This is a genomic window from Rothia sp. HMSC061C12, from assembly GCF_001815755.1.
Classification (GTDB): domain Bacteria; phylum Actinomycetota; class Actinomycetes; order Actinomycetales; family Micrococcaceae; genus Rothia; species Rothia mucilaginosa.
The window spans coordinates 34771-50949 of record NZ_KV821834.1 but is presented as its reverse complement, the minus strand read 5'-3'; the positions used below and the strand labels follow the sequence as shown (position 1 = coordinate 50949).

Sequence of the window (16179 nt, the reverse complement as noted above, 5' to 3'; positions counted from 1 at the left end):
ATATTTCTACAGCGAGTATTTTCAAAGCGGCTATTTCCACAGCGGATATTCCTAAATCAGAGCGCGGCGCAGCCAGGAATGGAATCCACCCGAGCTAACGCTCAATACTCGCCGAAAGACGAGCCAACGCGCCGGTCACCGCAGCCTTATTTTGCGTTGACCACATCGGCGGCATAGCCTTCATCAAGAAACCGCCGTAGCGTTTAGTCGCCACGCGAGAATCCAGCACAGCCACCACACCGCGGTCAGACACCGAACGGATCAGGCGACCCGCGCCCTGCGCCATACGAATCGCCGCGTGGTGAGCAGAAACCGCCATAAAGCCGTTACCGCGGTGACGGTTCACCGCCTCTGTACGAGCCTGCGCAATCGGGTCATCCGGGCGCGGGAACGGAATGCGGTCCATCACCACCAAGCGGCAAGAGTCACCGGGAACGTCCACGCCCTGCCACAGGCTCATCGTTCCGAACAGGCATGAGTCAACGTCCTCGCTGAACTCCTCCACCAGGGCCTTGAGCGAAGACTCACCCTGCAGAAGAATGTTCAGGTCGCTGTGCTCACGCATGTATTCGGCGGCACGCTCGGCGGCGCGCTTCGAGGAGAACAGGCCCAGGGCACCGCCCTCCGACGCCTCGCACAGCTCACGCAGACGCTCCAGCTGGCCCTCGTGCACACCGAATCCCGGAGGCTTCAAATCCCCGGCAACGTACATGATGCCCTGCTTGCGGTAGTCGAAAGGCGAACCCACGTCGATGCTCGTCCAGCGCGGCGCGCCCTCGCCCTGCAGTCCCAGGGCACCGGCGGCAACGTCAAAAGAGTCACCCACCGTCAGGGTCGCACTCGTCAGAATCACGGTGCGGTCAGCGAACAGACCGTCACGTAGCTGCAAACCGACGCTCAACGGAGCGATGTTCAGGGTCGCCGGGTCGGTATCGGAAGCAGCCACATAGCGGCCGTTCTCCCAACCACCCTGACGAGAAATCCACAGCACGTCCTGCTCGCCCGAAGCCTCCAGAATGCGGCTACTCATATCGTGTACCTCAGAGACACGCGAGCGCGCCATCTGCAGGCCGGCATCAACGTCCTGACCGTCCGGTTTGGTATCGGACAGGGCGGTGCGGGCGGCATCGTTGACCGCAGAAATAGCGGTCAAAAGGCGACCGTCCAGGCCCTTCAACAGGCCCTCGGCAAGACCCTCGAACGCGGTCTCCAGGGTGCCGGCAGCCATTTCCAGTGCGCCGGAATCAGCCTTTGAATGCTTCTTCACGCTACGCGCCGCACGGCGAACCATCGCAACCGTCAAAGAACCAGACACGGCACCGGTCACGCGGTCCACCAGCTCATGAGCCTCATCAATAATGACCGTCTCATGTTCGGGCAGAACCTTCATGCCCTCGAAAGCGTTAATCGCCAGCAGGGCGTGGTTCGTGATGACAATGTCAGCCTCAGCGGCACGGCCACGCGCCATCTCGCTAAAGCACTCTTCCACCAGCGGGCAGCGGCGGCCCAGACACTCGGCGGCACTGACCGATACCTGAGCCCAGGCGCGGTCAGAGACGCCGGGCTTCAGCTCGTCACGGTCGCCGGTCTCCGTGCGGTCGGCCCACTCGCGCAGGCGCACCACTTCCTCACCCACGCGGGAGGTCGAAGAAGGCATGTCAAAGAGAGCATCCGGTTCGTCTTCCGGGTAGCCGCCCTCCAGCTTGTGCAGGCAGAGGTAGTTATTGCGGCCCTTGAGCAGAGCCACCTGCGCCTGCGATTCCGGGCGCGGCTCCAGCGCTTGTAGAAGACGCGGAATATCGCGGTTCACGATCTGCGCCTGCAGGGCAAGAGTCGCCGTCGCAACGACAATCGGCTGGTCCGACTCCCCCACCCGCGCCAGGGCAGGCACCAGGTAGCCCAGGGACTTACCGGTACCGGTACCCGCCTGGACCAGCAGGTGACGCTGCAGTTCAAGAGCCTGCGCCACATGCGCCACCATGGTGCGCTGACCGGCACGATTCTGACCGCCGGTGGCGGCAACCGCCTCATCCAGCAGGGTCAGGGCACCCTTTGCACCGGGCAGGGTCTCAAGCTCCTGCCCGGTGAATCGGGGGCCGTCGGTTGCGGGTGCGGTTCCCGGGGCGTTTTTGGGCGCGTTGATGCTCTCCGTCACGCTCATACGCTCCTAGCGAGCCTCAGAGGTAGAGGGCTGCTCGGATTCAGATGCGGTCACCTCGGTGAGGGCGCGTGCCTCCGCAAGTTCCTCTTCCAGGACCTCCAGCAGGTCACCTTCCAGCACATACTCGGACAGCTCGGATGCGACGTCCTCACGAACCAGGGCCACCACGAAGGTGCCGTCCGATACGAAATCGGTGCTCTTAATTTCGGCGTCCCACTCGTGCAGGCGCGAAATAATCTCACCGTGCGAGTACGGAATCAGCAGCTTCACCTCAATGGAGGGGCGCGGAATGGTGTCCGCAATCTTCTGCTTCAGCTCCTCAATACCCTCACCTGTACGCGCCGAAACAATCACGTGCTCCGGCTCGCGCTGACGCATGCGCTCCAGCACGAACGGGTCGGCGGCATCCGCCTTATTCAGCACAATGATTTCGGGGATATGGCGGGCGTCAACCTCCGCGATGACCTCGCGGACAGCATGAATCTGCCCCTCCGGGTCCGGGTGCGAAGCATCCACCACGTGCAGGATGACGTCAGCGTCAGCGACCTCTTCCAGGGTGGAGCGGAACGCCTCCACCAGCTGGGTCGGCAGCGAACGCACGAAACCCACCGTGTCAGAGAGGGTGTAGCCGATACCGTCCGGGGTCTGAGCCTTACGGACGGTCGGGTCCAGCGTCGCAAACAGGGCGTTCTCCACGAGCACGCCGGCATCGGTCAGGCGGTTCAGCAAGGAGGACTTACCCGCGTTCGTGTACCCGGCAATAGCCACCGAAGGCACGCGGTTACGGCGACGGTTCAGACGCTTCGTCTCACGCGCCGGCGCCATCGCAGCGATCTCACGCTTAAGCTTCGCCATGCGAGCGCGCAGGCGGCGGCGATCCATCTCAATCTTGGTTTCACCGGGACCACGCGAACCGATACCCTCACCGGCTGCGGCGCGGCCACCCGCCTGACGAGACAGGGACGCACCCCAACCACGCAGACGCGGCAGCATGTACTCCAGCTGAGCCAGCTCAACCTGCGCCTTACCCTCGCGGGACTTAGCGTGCTGAGCGAAAATGTCGAGAATCAGGGCGGTGCGGTCAATGACCTTGACCTTCACGATGTCTTCGAGGGCTCGACGCTGCGAGGGAGCCAGTTCCGAGTCAACGATGACGGTGTCGGCGCCGGTCGCCTCCACAATGTCCTTGAGTTCCAGTGCCTTACCGGAGCCGAGGAAGGTGCCGGGGTCCGGCTTGAGGCGGCGCTGAACCAGGCCGTCCAGAACCTCGGAACCTGCGGTTTCAGCCAGTGCCGCGAGCTCGCGCAGGGAGTTCTCGGCGTCCTCAACGGTGCCTTCGGTCCACAGGCCAGCAAGCACCACGCGCTCCAGGCGCAGCTGGCGGTACTCGACCTCGGTGACGTCTTCAAGTTCGGTGGAGAGGTTCGCGATACGGCGCAGTGCGCGGCGCTCGGCGAGGTCTTCCTGGTCACCGTCATATTCGGAGTGTTCGCGCTGAACGTCAGAAATTTCGCGTGCGCGAGTATCCAGCACACGGCGGCTATTGTTGCCGTGGGTGCTGGAGGAGTTGTCGCTGTGATGCGCGGTACCGGCGGCGTCATAAGTGGTGACGGAGGCGGCGGCCTGGGAGCGCCCCAGAACGCGGTCTACGGTGCGGCGTAGCTGCTCATCGCTGGGCAGCTTTTCGGTATCAGATACGGGGGTGTTCTTAGAATTCATACGGTTACAATTCTACCGCCGTTGCCCGCATCGGGTAGGGGGTTCGGTCGCCTGTGCGCTCAGGGCGTGCAAGCTGCTGAACCACCCCGCGCATACTCTGCCCGTGTGCGGCGGGATCTTGCCCTACCGGTACACTGGATAGCATGAGCGAGCAGCATTATTTCTCTGAAACCCCCGAGACCGAATTCAAGCCCCGCCCCGTGCAGGTGGAGCTTGCCGACCGCAAGGTCACCGTCACCACCGCTAACGGCATTTTCAGCCCCTCCGGCATCGATAAGGGCACCGCCATTTTGCTGCAGGAAGCACCCGACCCGCAGGGCGAACGCATGCTCGACATCGGCTGCGGTTGGGGACCCATCACCCTGACTCTTGCGATGCTCGCCCCGCAGGCGCAGGTGCACGCGGTGGACGTGAACTCCCGCTCCATTAGCCTGACCGAACGCAACGCCGCCGCTCTCGGCCTGCCCAACGTGACCGTGGGAACCCCCGAATCTGTCGACCCCGAACTGCGTTTCGATACCATCTGGTCGAACCCGCCAATTCGCGTGGGCAAGGAGGTCCTTCACGAGATCCTGCTGACCTGGCTGCCGCGCCTGGCACCCGGCGGTGACGCCTACCTGGTGGTTCAGAAGAACCTCGGCTCCGATTCTTTGCAGAAGTGGATGGATGCGCACCTTGAGGAGCTGCACCCCGGCGAGTTTGAGGTCTCGCGCTATGCAACCTCGAAGGGTTTCCGTATTCTGCAGGTGCACCGCTACGAGGACTAAGACCTCTGGCGCTCATTGCTAAAAACGTAAAAGCGGCGGGTGTTTTCTGATTTTAGTTTCAGAAAACACCCGCCGCTTTTGTATATCAAAGTCTCTATCGAGGACTGCTCGCTATCGCAGCACGACGGTTGCAACCATCTGCGCCGGACCAGCCAGAACCACATGCTCCAGGTCGTCCGGGCCCAGCACGAAAGTCACCGCGAGGGTACCGCCGGGCACATGCACCAGCCACTCATCCGGTGCTTCCTCGCCGCCCCAGAAACGGGTCGCAGCAGCAGCCGCACACGCGCCGGTACCGCAGGACAGAGTCTCGCCCACGCCACGTTCGTGCACGCGCATACGGATAGCGCCCACATGCGCGCCGCTCTCAACGTCCAGGTCGACCGGCACCACAAACTCAACGTTCGTGCCGTTGACCGGGGCGGGGTTCACCTGAGGCAGGCTGTGCAGGTCCAGGCCGTCCAGCTTACCGTCGGAGCCGAGCATCACCACGGTGTGCGGGTTACCCATCGAAATGGACAGGCCAGCACGCGGAGTCTTCAGGCCGCGAGCAGACACCAGGCAGTCCTCGCCACCCTCGCGGGCAGCCTCACCGTGAATGAAGCTCCACGGACCCATATCAATCGCGTAACCCTCTTCGGTGCGCGCCACAGTCTTCACACCGGCACGGGTACCAATCTTGACGGTCTCACCCACCTCAAGCTCAATCAGGCCCTCAGCGCGCAGGTACTCCACGAACGCGCGCACACCGTTGCCGCACATTTCAGCGATAGAGCCGTCACCGTTGCGGTAGTCCATGAACCAGACAGCGTCCGGGTGCTCCTCGAGCAGCTTCTGACCCGCGCGGGAGGCGGTGCTGCGGGCAGCACGAATGAAGCCGTCCGCGCCAATGCCGAAGTGGCGGTCGCAGACGCGGGCTACCAGCTCGGGGGTAAGGGCAATTTCTGCGTTCTCATCCGTCAGAAAGATGAAGTCGTTACCGGTGCCGTGACCCTTGGTGAGGGTCAGGCCTGCCAGCTCGCCCCAGATGGAAGGGTTCTCGCTCATATGCTGTCCTTAAGGTTGGTGACCTGTCCGTTTATGATTTTACCGCGCCGACCGACTCGACGAGGTATCTGTTCGGCTGCGGCTCGTTATTGTGGCTTATCGGGTGCTTTCGCGGATGATGGCTTCCGCTTCGTCGGCAAGGGTGGGTGAGAGCGCGTCCAGCCAGTGCACGCGCGGGTCCGCGCGGAACCAGGTCAGCTGGCGGCGTGCAAACTGGCGGGTGGCAATCGTCGTATCCTCAATCGCCTGCTCCACGCTGTAATCCTCATCTTCAAGGGCGCGGGCAAACTGCGCGTAACCAATCGCGCGGGAGGCGGTCTTCCCCTCCTGCAGTCCCTGCTCGTTCAGGGTGCGCACCTCGTCCAGCAGGCCGCGCTCATGCATCAGCTCCACGCGGCGGTGCAGACGCTCGTGCAACAGGGTACGATCCATATCCAGGCCAATCTGCACGCTCTCAGTCACGTACTCGCGCACCGGCATGAACGCCGAGAACGGGCGGCCCGTCACCTCGAACACCTCCAGCGCACGAATGATGCGGCGCTCATCCTTCACGCGCGCAGCCGACTCAGGATCGACCTCCGCCAGGCGGGCGTGCAGAACACCAATACCCTCGGTACGCACCTGCTCCTCCAGGCGCTCGCGCACCCGCGCATCCGTGCCGGGGAACTCCAGCTTATCCAGGGCGGCACGCACGTACAGGCCCGAACCGCCCACCAGAATCGGGTAGCGGCCACGGCCGCGAATCTGCTCAATCAGCTCACGGCTACCCTCCTGAAACTCCGCCACGGACGCCTCATCCCGCACATCCATAATGTCCAGCAGGTGGTGCGGAACGCCGCGCATCTCCTCCGCGGTGACCTTCGCGGTACCGATATCCATGCCCCGGTAGAACTGCATGGAGTCAGCGTTAATGCACTCACCATTCAGGCGCAGAGCCAGCTCAATCGCGAGCGCGCTCTTACCGGTGCCGGTCGGGCCCACAATAGCGATAACGGGCAGAGTTTCGGAGATAGTCATGCGCCCCATTCTACCGGTTCCCTCACCCCCCCAACTTGCGGTGAGGATGAGGGCCCGAAGAACAGGGCGCATGATTCGAATCTAGGTTTTAGGGGCGCAGACCGATGGTCGGCATGCCCAGACCCACCGGCGCACCGGGCACCTGGGTGGTGCCGGTACCGCAAGAGTCAGCCTGGGAGCGGTCCCACGCGTCACCGGCGCGGGTGCGGCGCAGCTGGTACTGCTCGGCGGTCGGGTCAGAAATCAGGTGGAAGGAACCAGCCTCGGTAATCGGCACGGTCACCATGTCGCCGGGGCGCGGAGTCTCGCAACCTTCGGGCACGGAGAAGTGCACGAGGCGCTGGTCCGGGCCGCGGCCCGAGAGGCGGTGAGTCTGCTCAGCCTTACGACCTGCCTCGGCAACGACCATCAGCTCAACGGTCTTACCGAGCTGCTTGCGGTTCTCTTCGCCGGCGATGCGGTCCTGCAGGGCAATCAGACGCTCGTAGCGTTCCTGCACGACCTCCTTCGGGATCTGGTTCTCCATGGTCGCCGCGGGGGTGCCGGGGCGGATTGAGTACTGGAAGGTGAACGCGGAGGAGAAACGAGCCTGCTCCACAACCTTCAGGGTGTCCTGGAAGTCCTCTTCAGTCTCGCCGGGGAAGCCCACAATGATGTCGGTGGTAATCACGGCGTTCGGGATGCGCTCGCGCACCTTGTCCAGAATGTTCAGGAACTTCTTGGAACGGTAGGAGCGGCGCATGTCCTTGAGCACCTTGTCGGAGCCGGACTGCAGCGGCATGTGCAGCACGGGCATGACGTTCGGGGTTTCCGCCATCGCGTCAATCACGTCGTCGGTGAACATTGCCGGGTGCGGGGAGGTGAAGCGTACACGCTCCAGGCCCTCAATCTCGCCGCAGGCGCGCAGCAGCTTAGAGAACGCCTGACGGTCGCCGAACTCCACGCCGTAGGAGTTCACGTTCTGACCGAGCAGGGTCACCTCAATGGCGCCATCATCAACCAGCGCCTGAACCTCAGCGAGAATGTCGCCGGGGCGGCGGTCCTTCTCCTTACCGCGCAGGGACGGCACGATGCAGAAGGTGCAGGTGTTGTTACAGCCAACGGAGATGGACACCCAGCCGGAGTACACGTGATCGCGCTTAGTGGGCAGGGTGGAGGGGAAAACTTCGAGGGATTCGAGCAGTTCTGCCTGCGCCTCGTGGTTGTGGCGGGCACGCTCCAGTAGCGCCGGCAGGGAACCAATGTTGTGGGTACCGAACACGACGTCAACCCAGGGCGCCTTCTCGATGATGGCGTCCTGGTCCTTCTGCGCCAGGCAGCCGCCCACGGCGATCTGCATGCCCTTGTGGGCGCGCTTGACCGGCGCGAGCTGGCCGAGGTGACCGTACAGGCGGTTGGAAGCATTTTCGCGAACCGCGCAGGTGTTGAACACGACCAGGTCGGGCTGGGTGCCTTCCTCAGCGCGAACGTAGCCGTTAGCCTCCAGCAGGCCGGACATTCGTTCGGAGTCGTGCACGTTCATCTGGCAGCCGAAAGTGCGCACTTCGTAGGTGCGGGGGCTGGTTTCGGGGGTCTGGGCGGAATCGCTGAGGGTCGAAGTCATGCCCTATAGGGTATCCGATGGGGGATAATGGCTCTATGCAGGTTTCCCTTAGTAGTAACTTTCCGGCTCTGTCACCGAACGATTCTTCCGCTCCCGCCCCTGACGGGGAGCTTCTGAGCGCCCTCATTGAGGAGGCGATCACCGCCTACTCCCCCGTGCCGCCTCAGGCGAGCGCTGATTCTGCCTCAATGCGTCAGAACCTGATGCAGCTGCTCAGCTGGGCGCATTCCCTGGAGCAGGTGGCTGGTCGCGCGGTTGAGCGCGTGCAGATTCTGGGTACCGGCATGCGTTCCGTTGTGGTGCGTGTGGCGTATGAGCCTGCATCCGAGTCTGCCCAGTCTTTCGAATCTGCCCAGTCTTTGCCGACCTCGATTATTGTGAAGCGTTACCGCCGCAAGGATTCGACGGTGAACGCGGGCGGTTTCGGGTACCTGCGCGAGCGCTACGGTTTGGAGGCGCTGAACCAGCAGGTTCCGGGCCTGTTCCCGCAGCTCTACGGTGCGGACGCTGAACTGCGCGTGCTGGCGCTGGAGGATGTGAGCGCCGGAACCGTTGAGGGCGAGCAGTATTCGGTCGCCCATGCCCTACTGGAGGGCACCGAGCAGCAGGCGCTGGATGCGCTGAGCTACTACATTGAGGCGTACCGTTCCCTTGCCGCCAGCGGCATCATGGGTGAGGCGGTGGAGGATTACCGCCTGAACCTGGCGCGTGCCGACCGCAAGGCGCAGTTCCCGGGCGCTATTGCCTCGCCGGGGCTGGCTGAGCGCGGCTTGAAGAAGCTCTACGGTGTGGCTGATGAGGCACGCGCGCCCGAGCACGGTGCTGACTCTAGCCCTGCCTCTGCCCCCGCTGAGCATGAGGATACGCCCGTTCTTCCCGCCGCGGTTGAGGAGCTGTCCTTCCGATTCCGCCGCGTCCTGCAGCCCTTCTTCACCAAGCGCCCGCCGGTACCCGAGCAGTTCAAGCTCAACCGTGGACGTGTCTATATGCTCTCGTCGGGCGATTTTTCGCCGCAGAACGTGCTGATTGGTTCGGCGGACGGCGCGCAGGTGCGCATGGTCGATGCGGAAGGCACCTGCCTGCACCACCGCGGCTTCCCCTTCGTTGAGGCGATGCTGGGCTTCCCCTCCTCGCCGGAGTACCCGCGCTACCGAGTGGACCGCAAGAAGGCGCTACCGGCGCTGTACTCTGCACTCTTTGAGGACGCCCCGCTGGATGAGCACCTGGCGGAGGACCTTGCCGTGTGCGCGGCAGTGACCGTGTGCGCCCTGCTGGAGCTCTACTCTTCCTCGGCGCGTTCTAACTTGTTGCCGCGTATCCGCCGCGAAGGTGCGCAGCTGATGCGCCTGCTCCTGGAAATCGCCGGCTCTCAGGATTCAACCCTCGCCGAGTTCGCGGACCGTCTGGGAGCCGTCGATTAGGCAGCGAATATAGCCTTCGACAAGGCGGTTTACACAGCTCAAAAGAATAAAGGGTGGGCTCGCTACAGAGTATTTCTGTGGCGGGCCCACCCTTTATTGTGCCTATTTTCGCAGTCACCCTGGCACGGGTCTACCCGGGCGTGCGGAACGTATTTATTCGCCCTCTACCAGAGCTCGTCCTCCGCGCCGTAGGCGGCAAGCTCCTCACGGATTACCGACATCGATACCGAGGAGGAGTACCCGCGGCGAGCCAGCATCCCCAGCAGGCGGCGGGTGACCTTATCCTTTTCGGCGCGGTCGCTCAGGTCCATGCCGGGGCGCAACTTCTTACGCACCAGCTCGGCGGCGTCCTCACGTTCCTGCTCGTCAGTGCGCTGTGCGAGGGCATTCTCTGCTTCTTCACCGCGCACCCCGCGTTCAGCGAGCTCACGGCGAAGCGCCGCGCGGGAGAGCTTCTTGGTACGGCTCTTCTGCGCCACGAACGTCTGGGCGTATTCGGCGTCATCAATGAGTTTTGCCGCCTCGAACTTATCGAGCAGCGGCTCAATGAGCTCAGTTTCGAAGCCTTCTGACTGTAGCTTCTTACGCAGCTGACCTCGGGTTTTTGCCGAGTACGCAAGCTGGTTGTACACGATGGTTTTCGCGCGAGTGTAGGGGCCTGTTTCTTCCGCGGCTCGGGCGGCACGCACCTTCTGCTTCCAGGAAGGCACGTTACTTTCCGGTTGTGAGGAAGCATGTCCCATCTGAGAGCCGCCCGGTTGGGAGCCGCGTGCTCGAGAACCGCCCTTTGGGGATCCAGCCGAAGCGGCACGGCGCTTTCCGGTACCAACGCCCTGCGCCTCCTCCTCGGCAATACCGCGGATGAGTGCTTCTTCGGCGGGGGTGAGTTCTTCGTTCAAGCTACTTCCCTCCCTGAATAGGTTGCTCCCCGAGCCGCGGCCCGCAGGACTCTTGCGGGTTTCCTCGTCGTCACTTCGAGCCCCAAAGGCGGGCGCGTAGGGCGAACGGCTCCGCATTTTCTCTTGCTGCACCGCGCTCATGCGGCGGAACCCACGCTTGTAGTCGGTGTTCTTGGAGGCACGCGAAGATTTGCGTTTCTTCTGCTTATCCCGCTGAGCGGCTTGCCTCTCGATCTCTTCCTTCTCTTCGGCAGTGAGCCCCGATCCGATGGAGGCGGCACCCGCTCGACTCATGCGCCCCGCCGCCATAGGGCGCGGCTCGGCACCGCCGGGGGTGAAGGCACGAGCGGGCGCTTCGTCAATGGAGACGGCGGGCAGGTTCGGGTCAACGAGCAGGCTGCGGCGCGGGGATTCACTACCTTCCTCAGAACTGCCATCTTCAAAGTTGGCGGGCACAGCCTGCAGGGGCAGCTCGGGTACGCGGAACTCCCCGGCGTAGTCGCCGCCGTTATCGCGGGCGATGCTTTCTTCAACAAAGCCGTGCGCGGCGGGGTGCCAGTCCGGGAACTCCTCAGCGGCTACCGAATCCGCGGTCCTGTTCCGCACCCACTTTTTGGGGGCGTTTTCTGTGGCCGCTGACTTCTTCTTAGGCGCTGGCTTCTTCTGAGGCGCGGGCTTTTCAGCCTGCCGCGCTTTCGGCTTGGTTTTCTGGGGTGCGGTTTCTTGGCCCCCACGCTGCTCCGCTATTGCTTCTGCGAGTGCCGCTTCGTCCGAGGGTACCCAATATTCCCCTGCGTACTCTGCTTCAATGTACGAAGGCTCTGCCGGATACGCAGGTTCGTCCTCGTAGGGAGGTTCGCCCTCATAGGGAGGCTCATCAGGGTATGGGGGTTCATCAGGGTATGGGGGCTCATCCTCATACGGGGGCTCTTCAACAGAAGGAGGTGTAACAGCGGCAGGCACCTCCCAGCTGAGGGTGGGCTCAGCCAGGGGCGCGGGTGCCTCAAAATTGAGGGCCTCGAAGCCGTCTACCTCAACCGGCGGGGCAACAGGCTCAAAGGAAACAAAGTTACCAAGCGCTGAGGAACCGAAGTGCGGTTCGGTCGCCTCCAGCGCCGCAAAACCGGCGTCGCCGTCACGCGCGCTGTTTTGCTCACGCTCTTCATGACCGTTCTGTTCCGTCATGCGCTGTTCCATCATGCACTGCTCCGTCATGTTCAGTTCCTCCTCTCCCCTGTGTTGGCGCTCGCTTGATGACCCGTGCGCCCGGCTATACAGCGCTCCCCCATTGTAACGAGGCGTTGTCCCGGCGCCCCCTGATACTCCCCTTAATGCGCACCCGTTAACGTGTTTCTTCCGTTAACGACAGATTGCCGTGCACCGTGCGGAATGCACAGCACACGGCAATTAGTCGTGGCGTTAGCAAGAAGCTACGCGGGCCGGTTTAGAACTCCTCAGCCAGCTCGTCCAGCGGGTCGTTACCCTCGGACTCAGCGGCTACCTGCTCCTCAGCTTCTTCCTCAATGATGCCCAGCTTCACCAGAACCTTGTACTGCAGTTCCTCGGTGAGCTCGGGGTTGTCCTTGAGCAGCTTACGAACGTTCTCGCGGCCCTGGCCCAGCTGCTCACCGTCGTAGGTGAACCATGCGCCGGACTTCTTGACGATGTCGTTCTCCACCGCCAGGTCCAGGATGCCGCCCTCAACGGAGATACCCTCACCGTAGAGGATGTCGAACTCAGCCTGCTTGAAGGGCGGAGCCATCTTGTTCTTCACGATCTTGGCGCGGGTGCGGTTACCGATCGGGTTAGCGCCGTCCTTGAGGGTCTCAATGCGGCGGATGTCGATACGGACCGAAGCGTAGAACTTCAGCGCCTTACCACCGGTGGTGGTTTCGGGAGAGCCGAAGAAGACACCAATCTTCTCACGCAGCTGGTTGATGAAGATTGCGGTGGTGCCGGTTGCGGAGAGGCGGCCGGTAATCTTACGCAGAGCCTGGCTCATGAGGCGAGCCTGCAGACCCACGTGGGAGTCACCCATGTCGCCTTCAATTTCGGCGCGGGGTACCAGTGCTGCAACGGAGTCGACGACCACGATATCAACGGCGCCGGAACCAACCAGCATGTCCATGATTTCCAGCGCCTGCTCGCCGGTGTCGGGCTGAGAGACCAGCAGCTGGTCGATGTCCACGCCCAGCTTTGCCGCGTAGATCGGGTCCAGCGCGTGCTCGGCGTCGATGAACGCTGCCACGCCGCCTGCCTTCTGAACGTTCGCTACAGCGTGCAGTGCAACGGTGGTCTTACCGGAGGACTCGGGACCGTAAATCTCGATGACGCGGCCGCGGGGCAGACCGCCAATACCCAGAGCGGCATCCAGGGCGATAGCGCCGGTGGAGATGACCTCGGTCTTGGTGATTTCCTTATCACCCAGGCGCATGACTGCACCCTTGCCGTAGTTCTTGTCGATCTGTGCCATCACGGCTTCAAGTGCCTTGGCGCGACCCTCTTCGGGAACGCGAGCTACGCTCTGAGACTTGGTGTTCTTAGCCACGGTAGTACCTCGTTCTTTGTGTTGTCAGTGGTTGACGGGAGTAATGTTTCTTCGGAATCGGTGGGACTCGTGATCGAGACCTTGAAGGTTTTGGCCTACCGGTTCCTTCTGAGACTACTCTAGGGTCACAGCCTGACAGGATAAGGCCATTTTTTAAAATCTGTGGAAAACTTTGAAGATTTTTCCGAAAAATTCCTGATGTGGAAAAGTCTAGCACGAGTCGAACAAAATTACGACCCAGTTTCGAATAAATCGGATAGGGTTTCGGCATATATTTTCGAAAAACCCCGGATTCTCGGCTAATTATTCGAAAATACCTCCCGCACAGGCGCTAGCACTCGAACAAATGCCAGGGAACAGACGCTAGGCCCGCCCATACGCTAGAACACGCCAGGCTCACTACCTAGCGCAACGGCTCCTTATCGGGACCCAGGCGGCGCTCCTGCGGAATCTCCTGCTCCTCACAGATTGCAAGCCACACGTCCTTCGGGTTAACGCCCTGATCCAGCGCCTCCGCAGCGGTCACATGGCCCAGCGAACCCAGCACCAAGTCACGCGCCAGCACCGGAGCATACCCAGCACCGAACTCATACTCCATGCACGCCCAAAATTCGCTCAGCTTCACAAGCGCTCCTTCCGCTTCACCGCTAGTTTGCTTCATAATTCGTCACATCGCCCGATAGTAAACCGAGAATAAGCGATGCCGCACACCCCCACCTTACGGGGATGCACGGCATCGCTTCACGTTTAGCGCGGCATGTGCCGCCTCTCGTTACTTCGAGAGAATGTAGTAATCGCTCTTGTACTGCTCAGACATTTCAGCCGGAACAGTATCCGGAATCTGAACGCCCTCGAGAACCGCCATACGGTCGGCAACCTCACGCAGCATCTGGGACATCGGAATGTCCAGAGCCTGGCAAATCCACGCCAGCAGTTCGGAGGAAGCTTCCTTCTGACCGCGCTCAACTTCGCTCAGGTAACCGAGGGAAACACGGGCACGCTGAGAAACCTCGCGCAGGGTGCGGCCCTGACGCTGGCGAACATCGCGAAGAACCTCACCGATTGCCTGTCGCAGGGGAACAACCTTAGCTTCCTCAACGACCGGGGCGACCTGTCGGGGGGTCTCCTCGATTTCCTTCCACTTAGTAATGCCATTAATCGATACGCGCTGCTTAGCCATGAGCTTCTATATCACTTTCCTGAGTAGGTATTCCCGACCTGCGGGACTGTACAGAGTTAAGCCTAACTGATTTTTGAGGCATGAGCTAGGAGCCTCGCCATTTTCGTCCTCTTCTTATGGCTTGTATCTATTCAAACAGGCGAACCTATGCCTTTATTCCTGCGGAGCTGAAAGAACCCTGTGAATATATTTGAACCGTAAATTTTTTTAGGTAGGCGCCGCACCGACGACGACACAGCCGTTCCAGGCACAGCCCAGCCCAGCCCAGCCCAGCCCTAGCACGCTACGCCAGCTCGTCCTTCAGAACCCCACCGGCACCGCCGCGCACCGCACGCGCCAGCAAAGCAATCGCATCCGCGCTCGCCGCCGCACGAATCTGCGCGCGATCCCCCGAATAGTGGCGCTCAAACACCTCAGAACCGCCAGGGGAACACACACCGATATAGACCGTACCCACCGGCTGGCCATCCGCAGAATCAGGACCGGCAACACCCGTGGTCGACACCGCATAATCGGCACCGCACACACGCGCCGCACCGACCGCCATCTGCACAGCCACCGCAGGATGCACCGCACCCTCACGCGCCAGCAGCTGAGCGTCCACGCCCAGCACCTGAGCCTTCACCTCGTAGGCATAGGAAATCACGCCGCCGCGGTAATACGCGGATGCACCCGGCACCGTACAAATCGCGCCGCCCACATCCCCGCCGGTCAGCGACTCAGCCGTCGCCACCTGCACCGGGCCCTCCTGGGCGGCGCGCAACTGCACCGCATCGCGCAGTAACAGCGCCGCCGCCTCCGGGGTACCGGAGAAAACCTCAGCGGAGGAAAGCTCAAGGGACAGAGCATCTTCAAGTACGAGGGGAACCATTATTCTCTCCTTTCAGCGGCGAACCGCCGCCCAAAACCTCACGCGGCACACAACGCGCCGCAGGTACAGCGAAGGGGAGCAGCGCACGCCACTCCCCTCGCCTCTAATGACCGCCGCCCTGGGAGGCCTGAGCCTGCAACCAGTTACGACGCAAAATATACGCATCACGCACATACACCAGGCCGGTCCACACGGTAATCGCGGTGACCGCGCCCATCAGAACCCAACCAGGAATCAGCCAGCCAAGACCCAGCTGGCCCAGCGGCAGAAGCATCAGCACCAGCGCCACCGTCTGCAGCACGGTCTTAATCTTGCCGCCCTTACTAGCGGCCATCACACCGTACTTAATGACGAACAGACGCATAATCGTAATGCCCCACTCGCGCAGCAGAATCACAATCGTGACCCACCACCACAGCTCGCCCAGCGCCGACAGCACAATGAACGCCGCGCCAGTGAGGAACTTATCGGCAATCGGGTCAGCAATCTTACCGAAGCTCGTAATCAGGTTACGCGAGCGCGCCAGGTAGCCGTCCGCCCAGTCCGTGAGCATGGCAAGAATGAAAATAATCCATGCGAGCCAGCGGTGCGTCGGATCAGCGGCACCAAAAGTACCGCCCGCAACCAGGGCAACAATGAAGAAAGGAACCGCAATAATACGCAGAACCGTCAACACATTCGGCACATTCCAGTTCGAAGGCTTCGCTGTGCTGACCGCACCGGCGGATGCGGAATTGCGAGCTTCACTCATAACGGCTCCTTACGGGTAGATGGCTTTCGACGGTGAGAGACCGCGTACGCACCGACACCTAAACGTATCGGGGATACGCAAACACCCCGTACCGTCCATTATACGTGTGCCGTAGCAGACATCACAGAGACGATACGGGGTGCATGTCGCGCACTCACTCAGCCGAGTGGACTCAGCCGAAGGGATAGGGCGCTG

The 16179-nt window shown here is 62.0% G+C and carries 13 protein-coding genes; 2 read left to right on the top strand and 11 right to left on the bottom strand.

Annotation, left to right across the window (positions count from 1 at the left end; all coding sequences use genetic code 11):
* Positions 1-94: 94 nt before the first annotated feature.
* Positions 95-2161 (bottom strand): ATP-dependent DNA helicase, encoded by a 2067-nt coding sequence (locus HMPREF3055_RS00555; RefSeq protein WP_070737305.1) that lies wholly within the window; start codon positions 2159-2161, stop codon positions 95-97.
* A 6-nt stretch (positions 2162-2167) separates the two neighbouring features.
* Complete coding sequence (hflX, locus tag HMPREF3055_RS00550) at positions 2168-3880, bottom strand: GTPase HflX (RefSeq protein WP_070737302.1); 1713 nt, start codon at positions 3878-3880, stop codon at positions 2168-2170.
* A 143-nt stretch (positions 3881-4023) separates the two neighbouring features.
* Here hflX and HMPREF3055_RS00545 point away from each other — a divergent pair, with 143 nt between their 5' ends.
* Positions 4024-4647: a class I SAM-dependent methyltransferase gene (locus HMPREF3055_RS00545; RefSeq protein WP_070737299.1), complete on the top strand. Its 624-nt coding sequence runs from the start codon at positions 4024-4026 to the stop codon at positions 4645-4647.
* Between the two features lie 111 nt (positions 4648-4758).
* Here the strand turns inward: HMPREF3055_RS00545 and dapF are convergent, their stop codons facing one another.
* The 3 genes from dapF to miaB all read right to left on the bottom strand — a co-directional run bounded on the left by dapF (position 4759) and on the right by miaB (position 8314).
* Positions 4759-5694 (bottom strand): diaminopimelate epimerase, encoded by a 936-nt coding sequence (gene dapF / locus HMPREF3055_RS00540; RefSeq protein ID WP_070737296.1) that lies wholly within the window; start codon positions 5692-5694, stop codon positions 4759-4761.
* A gap of 96 nt (positions 5695-5790) precedes the next feature.
* Complete coding sequence (gene miaA / locus HMPREF3055_RS00535) at positions 5791-6711, bottom strand: tRNA (adenosine(37)-N6)-dimethylallyltransferase MiaA (RefSeq protein ID WP_070737344.1); 921 nt, start codon at positions 6709-6711, stop codon at positions 5791-5793.
* A gap of 88 nt (positions 6712-6799) precedes the next feature.
* A complete protein-coding gene (miaB, locus tag HMPREF3055_RS00530; protein ID WP_070692049.1) occupies positions 6800-8314 on the bottom strand; it encodes a tRNA (N6-isopentenyl adenosine(37)-C2)-methylthiotransferase MiaB in 1515 nt (504 codons plus the stop codon).
* Positions 8315-8349: 35 nt separating this feature from the next.
* Between miaB and HMPREF3055_RS00525 the strand changes: the two genes are divergently transcribed.
* A complete protein-coding gene (locus HMPREF3055_RS00525; RefSeq protein WP_070737292.1) occupies positions 8350-9735 on the top strand; it encodes a hemin ABC transporter substrate-binding protein in 1386 nt (461 codons plus the stop codon).
* 164 nt (positions 9736-9899) lie between these two features.
* Here the strand turns inward: HMPREF3055_RS00525 and HMPREF3055_RS00520 are convergent, their stop codons facing one another.
* From HMPREF3055_RS00520 to pgsA, 6 genes are all read right to left on the bottom strand, one after another.
* Positions 9900-11849 carry a regulatory protein RecX gene (locus HMPREF3055_RS00520; protein ID WP_246826865.1) on the bottom strand — a complete coding sequence of 650 codons (1950 nt, stop codon included), beginning with the start codon at positions 11847-11849 and terminating at the stop codon, positions 9900-9902.
* Between the two features lie 229 nt (positions 11850-12078).
* Positions 12079-13182: a recombinase RecA gene (gene recA, locus HMPREF3055_RS00515; protein ID WP_060823733.1), complete on the bottom strand. Its 1104-nt coding sequence runs from the start codon at positions 13180-13182 to the stop codon at positions 12079-12081.
* Between the two features lie 403 nt (positions 13183-13585).
* The gene (locus HMPREF3055_RS00510) at positions 13586-13807 is read right to left on the bottom strand and encodes a DUF3046 domain-containing protein (RefSeq protein WP_005507110.1); all 222 of its coding nucleotides are present in this window, start codon (positions 13805-13807) and stop codon (positions 13586-13588) included.
* A gap of 147 nt (positions 13808-13954) precedes the next feature.
* Positions 13955-14362: a helix-turn-helix domain-containing protein gene (locus tag HMPREF3055_RS00505; RefSeq protein ID WP_005507109.1), complete on the bottom strand. Its 408-nt coding sequence runs from the start codon at positions 14360-14362 to the stop codon at positions 13955-13957.
* Positions 14363-14645: 283 nt separating this feature from the next.
* Positions 14646-15236 carry a CinA family protein gene (locus HMPREF3055_RS00500; protein ID WP_070687925.1) on the bottom strand — a complete coding sequence of 197 codons (591 nt, stop codon included), beginning with the start codon at positions 15234-15236 and terminating at the stop codon, positions 14646-14648.
* A gap of 100 nt (positions 15237-15336) precedes the next feature.
* Positions 15337-15984 (bottom strand): CDP-diacylglycerol--glycerol-3-phosphate 3-phosphatidyltransferase, encoded by a 648-nt coding sequence (gene pgsA / locus HMPREF3055_RS00495; RefSeq protein ID WP_012903912.1) that lies wholly within the window; start codon positions 15982-15984, stop codon positions 15337-15339.
* Positions 15985-16179 lie beyond the last annotated feature (195 nt).

Coding starts and splice junctions, on each gene's coding strand:
- HMPREF3055_RS00555 (WP_070737305.1), bottom strand. CDS start 2,161: ATGAGCGTGACGGAGAGCATCAACGCGCCCAAAAACGCCCCGGGAACC.
- hflX (WP_070737302.1), bottom strand. CDS start 3,880: ATGAATTCTAAGAACACCCCCGTATCTGATACCGAAAAGCTGCCCAGC.
- HMPREF3055_RS00545 (WP_070737299.1), top strand. CDS start 4,024: ATGAGCGAGCAGCATTATTTCTCTGAAACCCCCGAGACCGAATTCAAG.
- dapF (WP_070737296.1), bottom strand. CDS start 5,694: ATGAGCGAGAACCCTTCCATCTGGGGCGAGCTGGCAGGCCTGACCCTC.
- miaA (WP_070737344.1), bottom strand. CDS start 6,711: ATGACTATCTCCGAAACTCTGCCCGTTATCGCTATTGTGGGCCCGACC.
- miaB (WP_070692049.1), bottom strand. CDS start 8,314: ATGACTTCGACCCTCAGCGATTCCGCCCAGACCCCCGAAACCAGCCCC.
- HMPREF3055_RS00525 (WP_070737292.1), top strand. CDS start 8,350: ATGCAGGTTTCCCTTAGTAGTAACTTTCCGGCTCTGTCACCGAACGAT.
- HMPREF3055_RS00520 (WP_246826865.1), bottom strand. CDS start 11,849: ATGACGGAGCAGTGCATGATGGAACAGCGCATGACGGAACAGAACGGT.
- HMPREF3055_RS00505 (WP_005507109.1), bottom strand. CDS start 14,362: ATGGCTAAGCAGCGCGTATCGATTAATGGCATTACTAAGTGGAAGGAA.
- pgsA (WP_012903912.1), bottom strand. CDS start 15,984: ATGAGTGAAGCTCGCAATTCCGCATCCGCCGGTGCGGTCAGCACAGCG.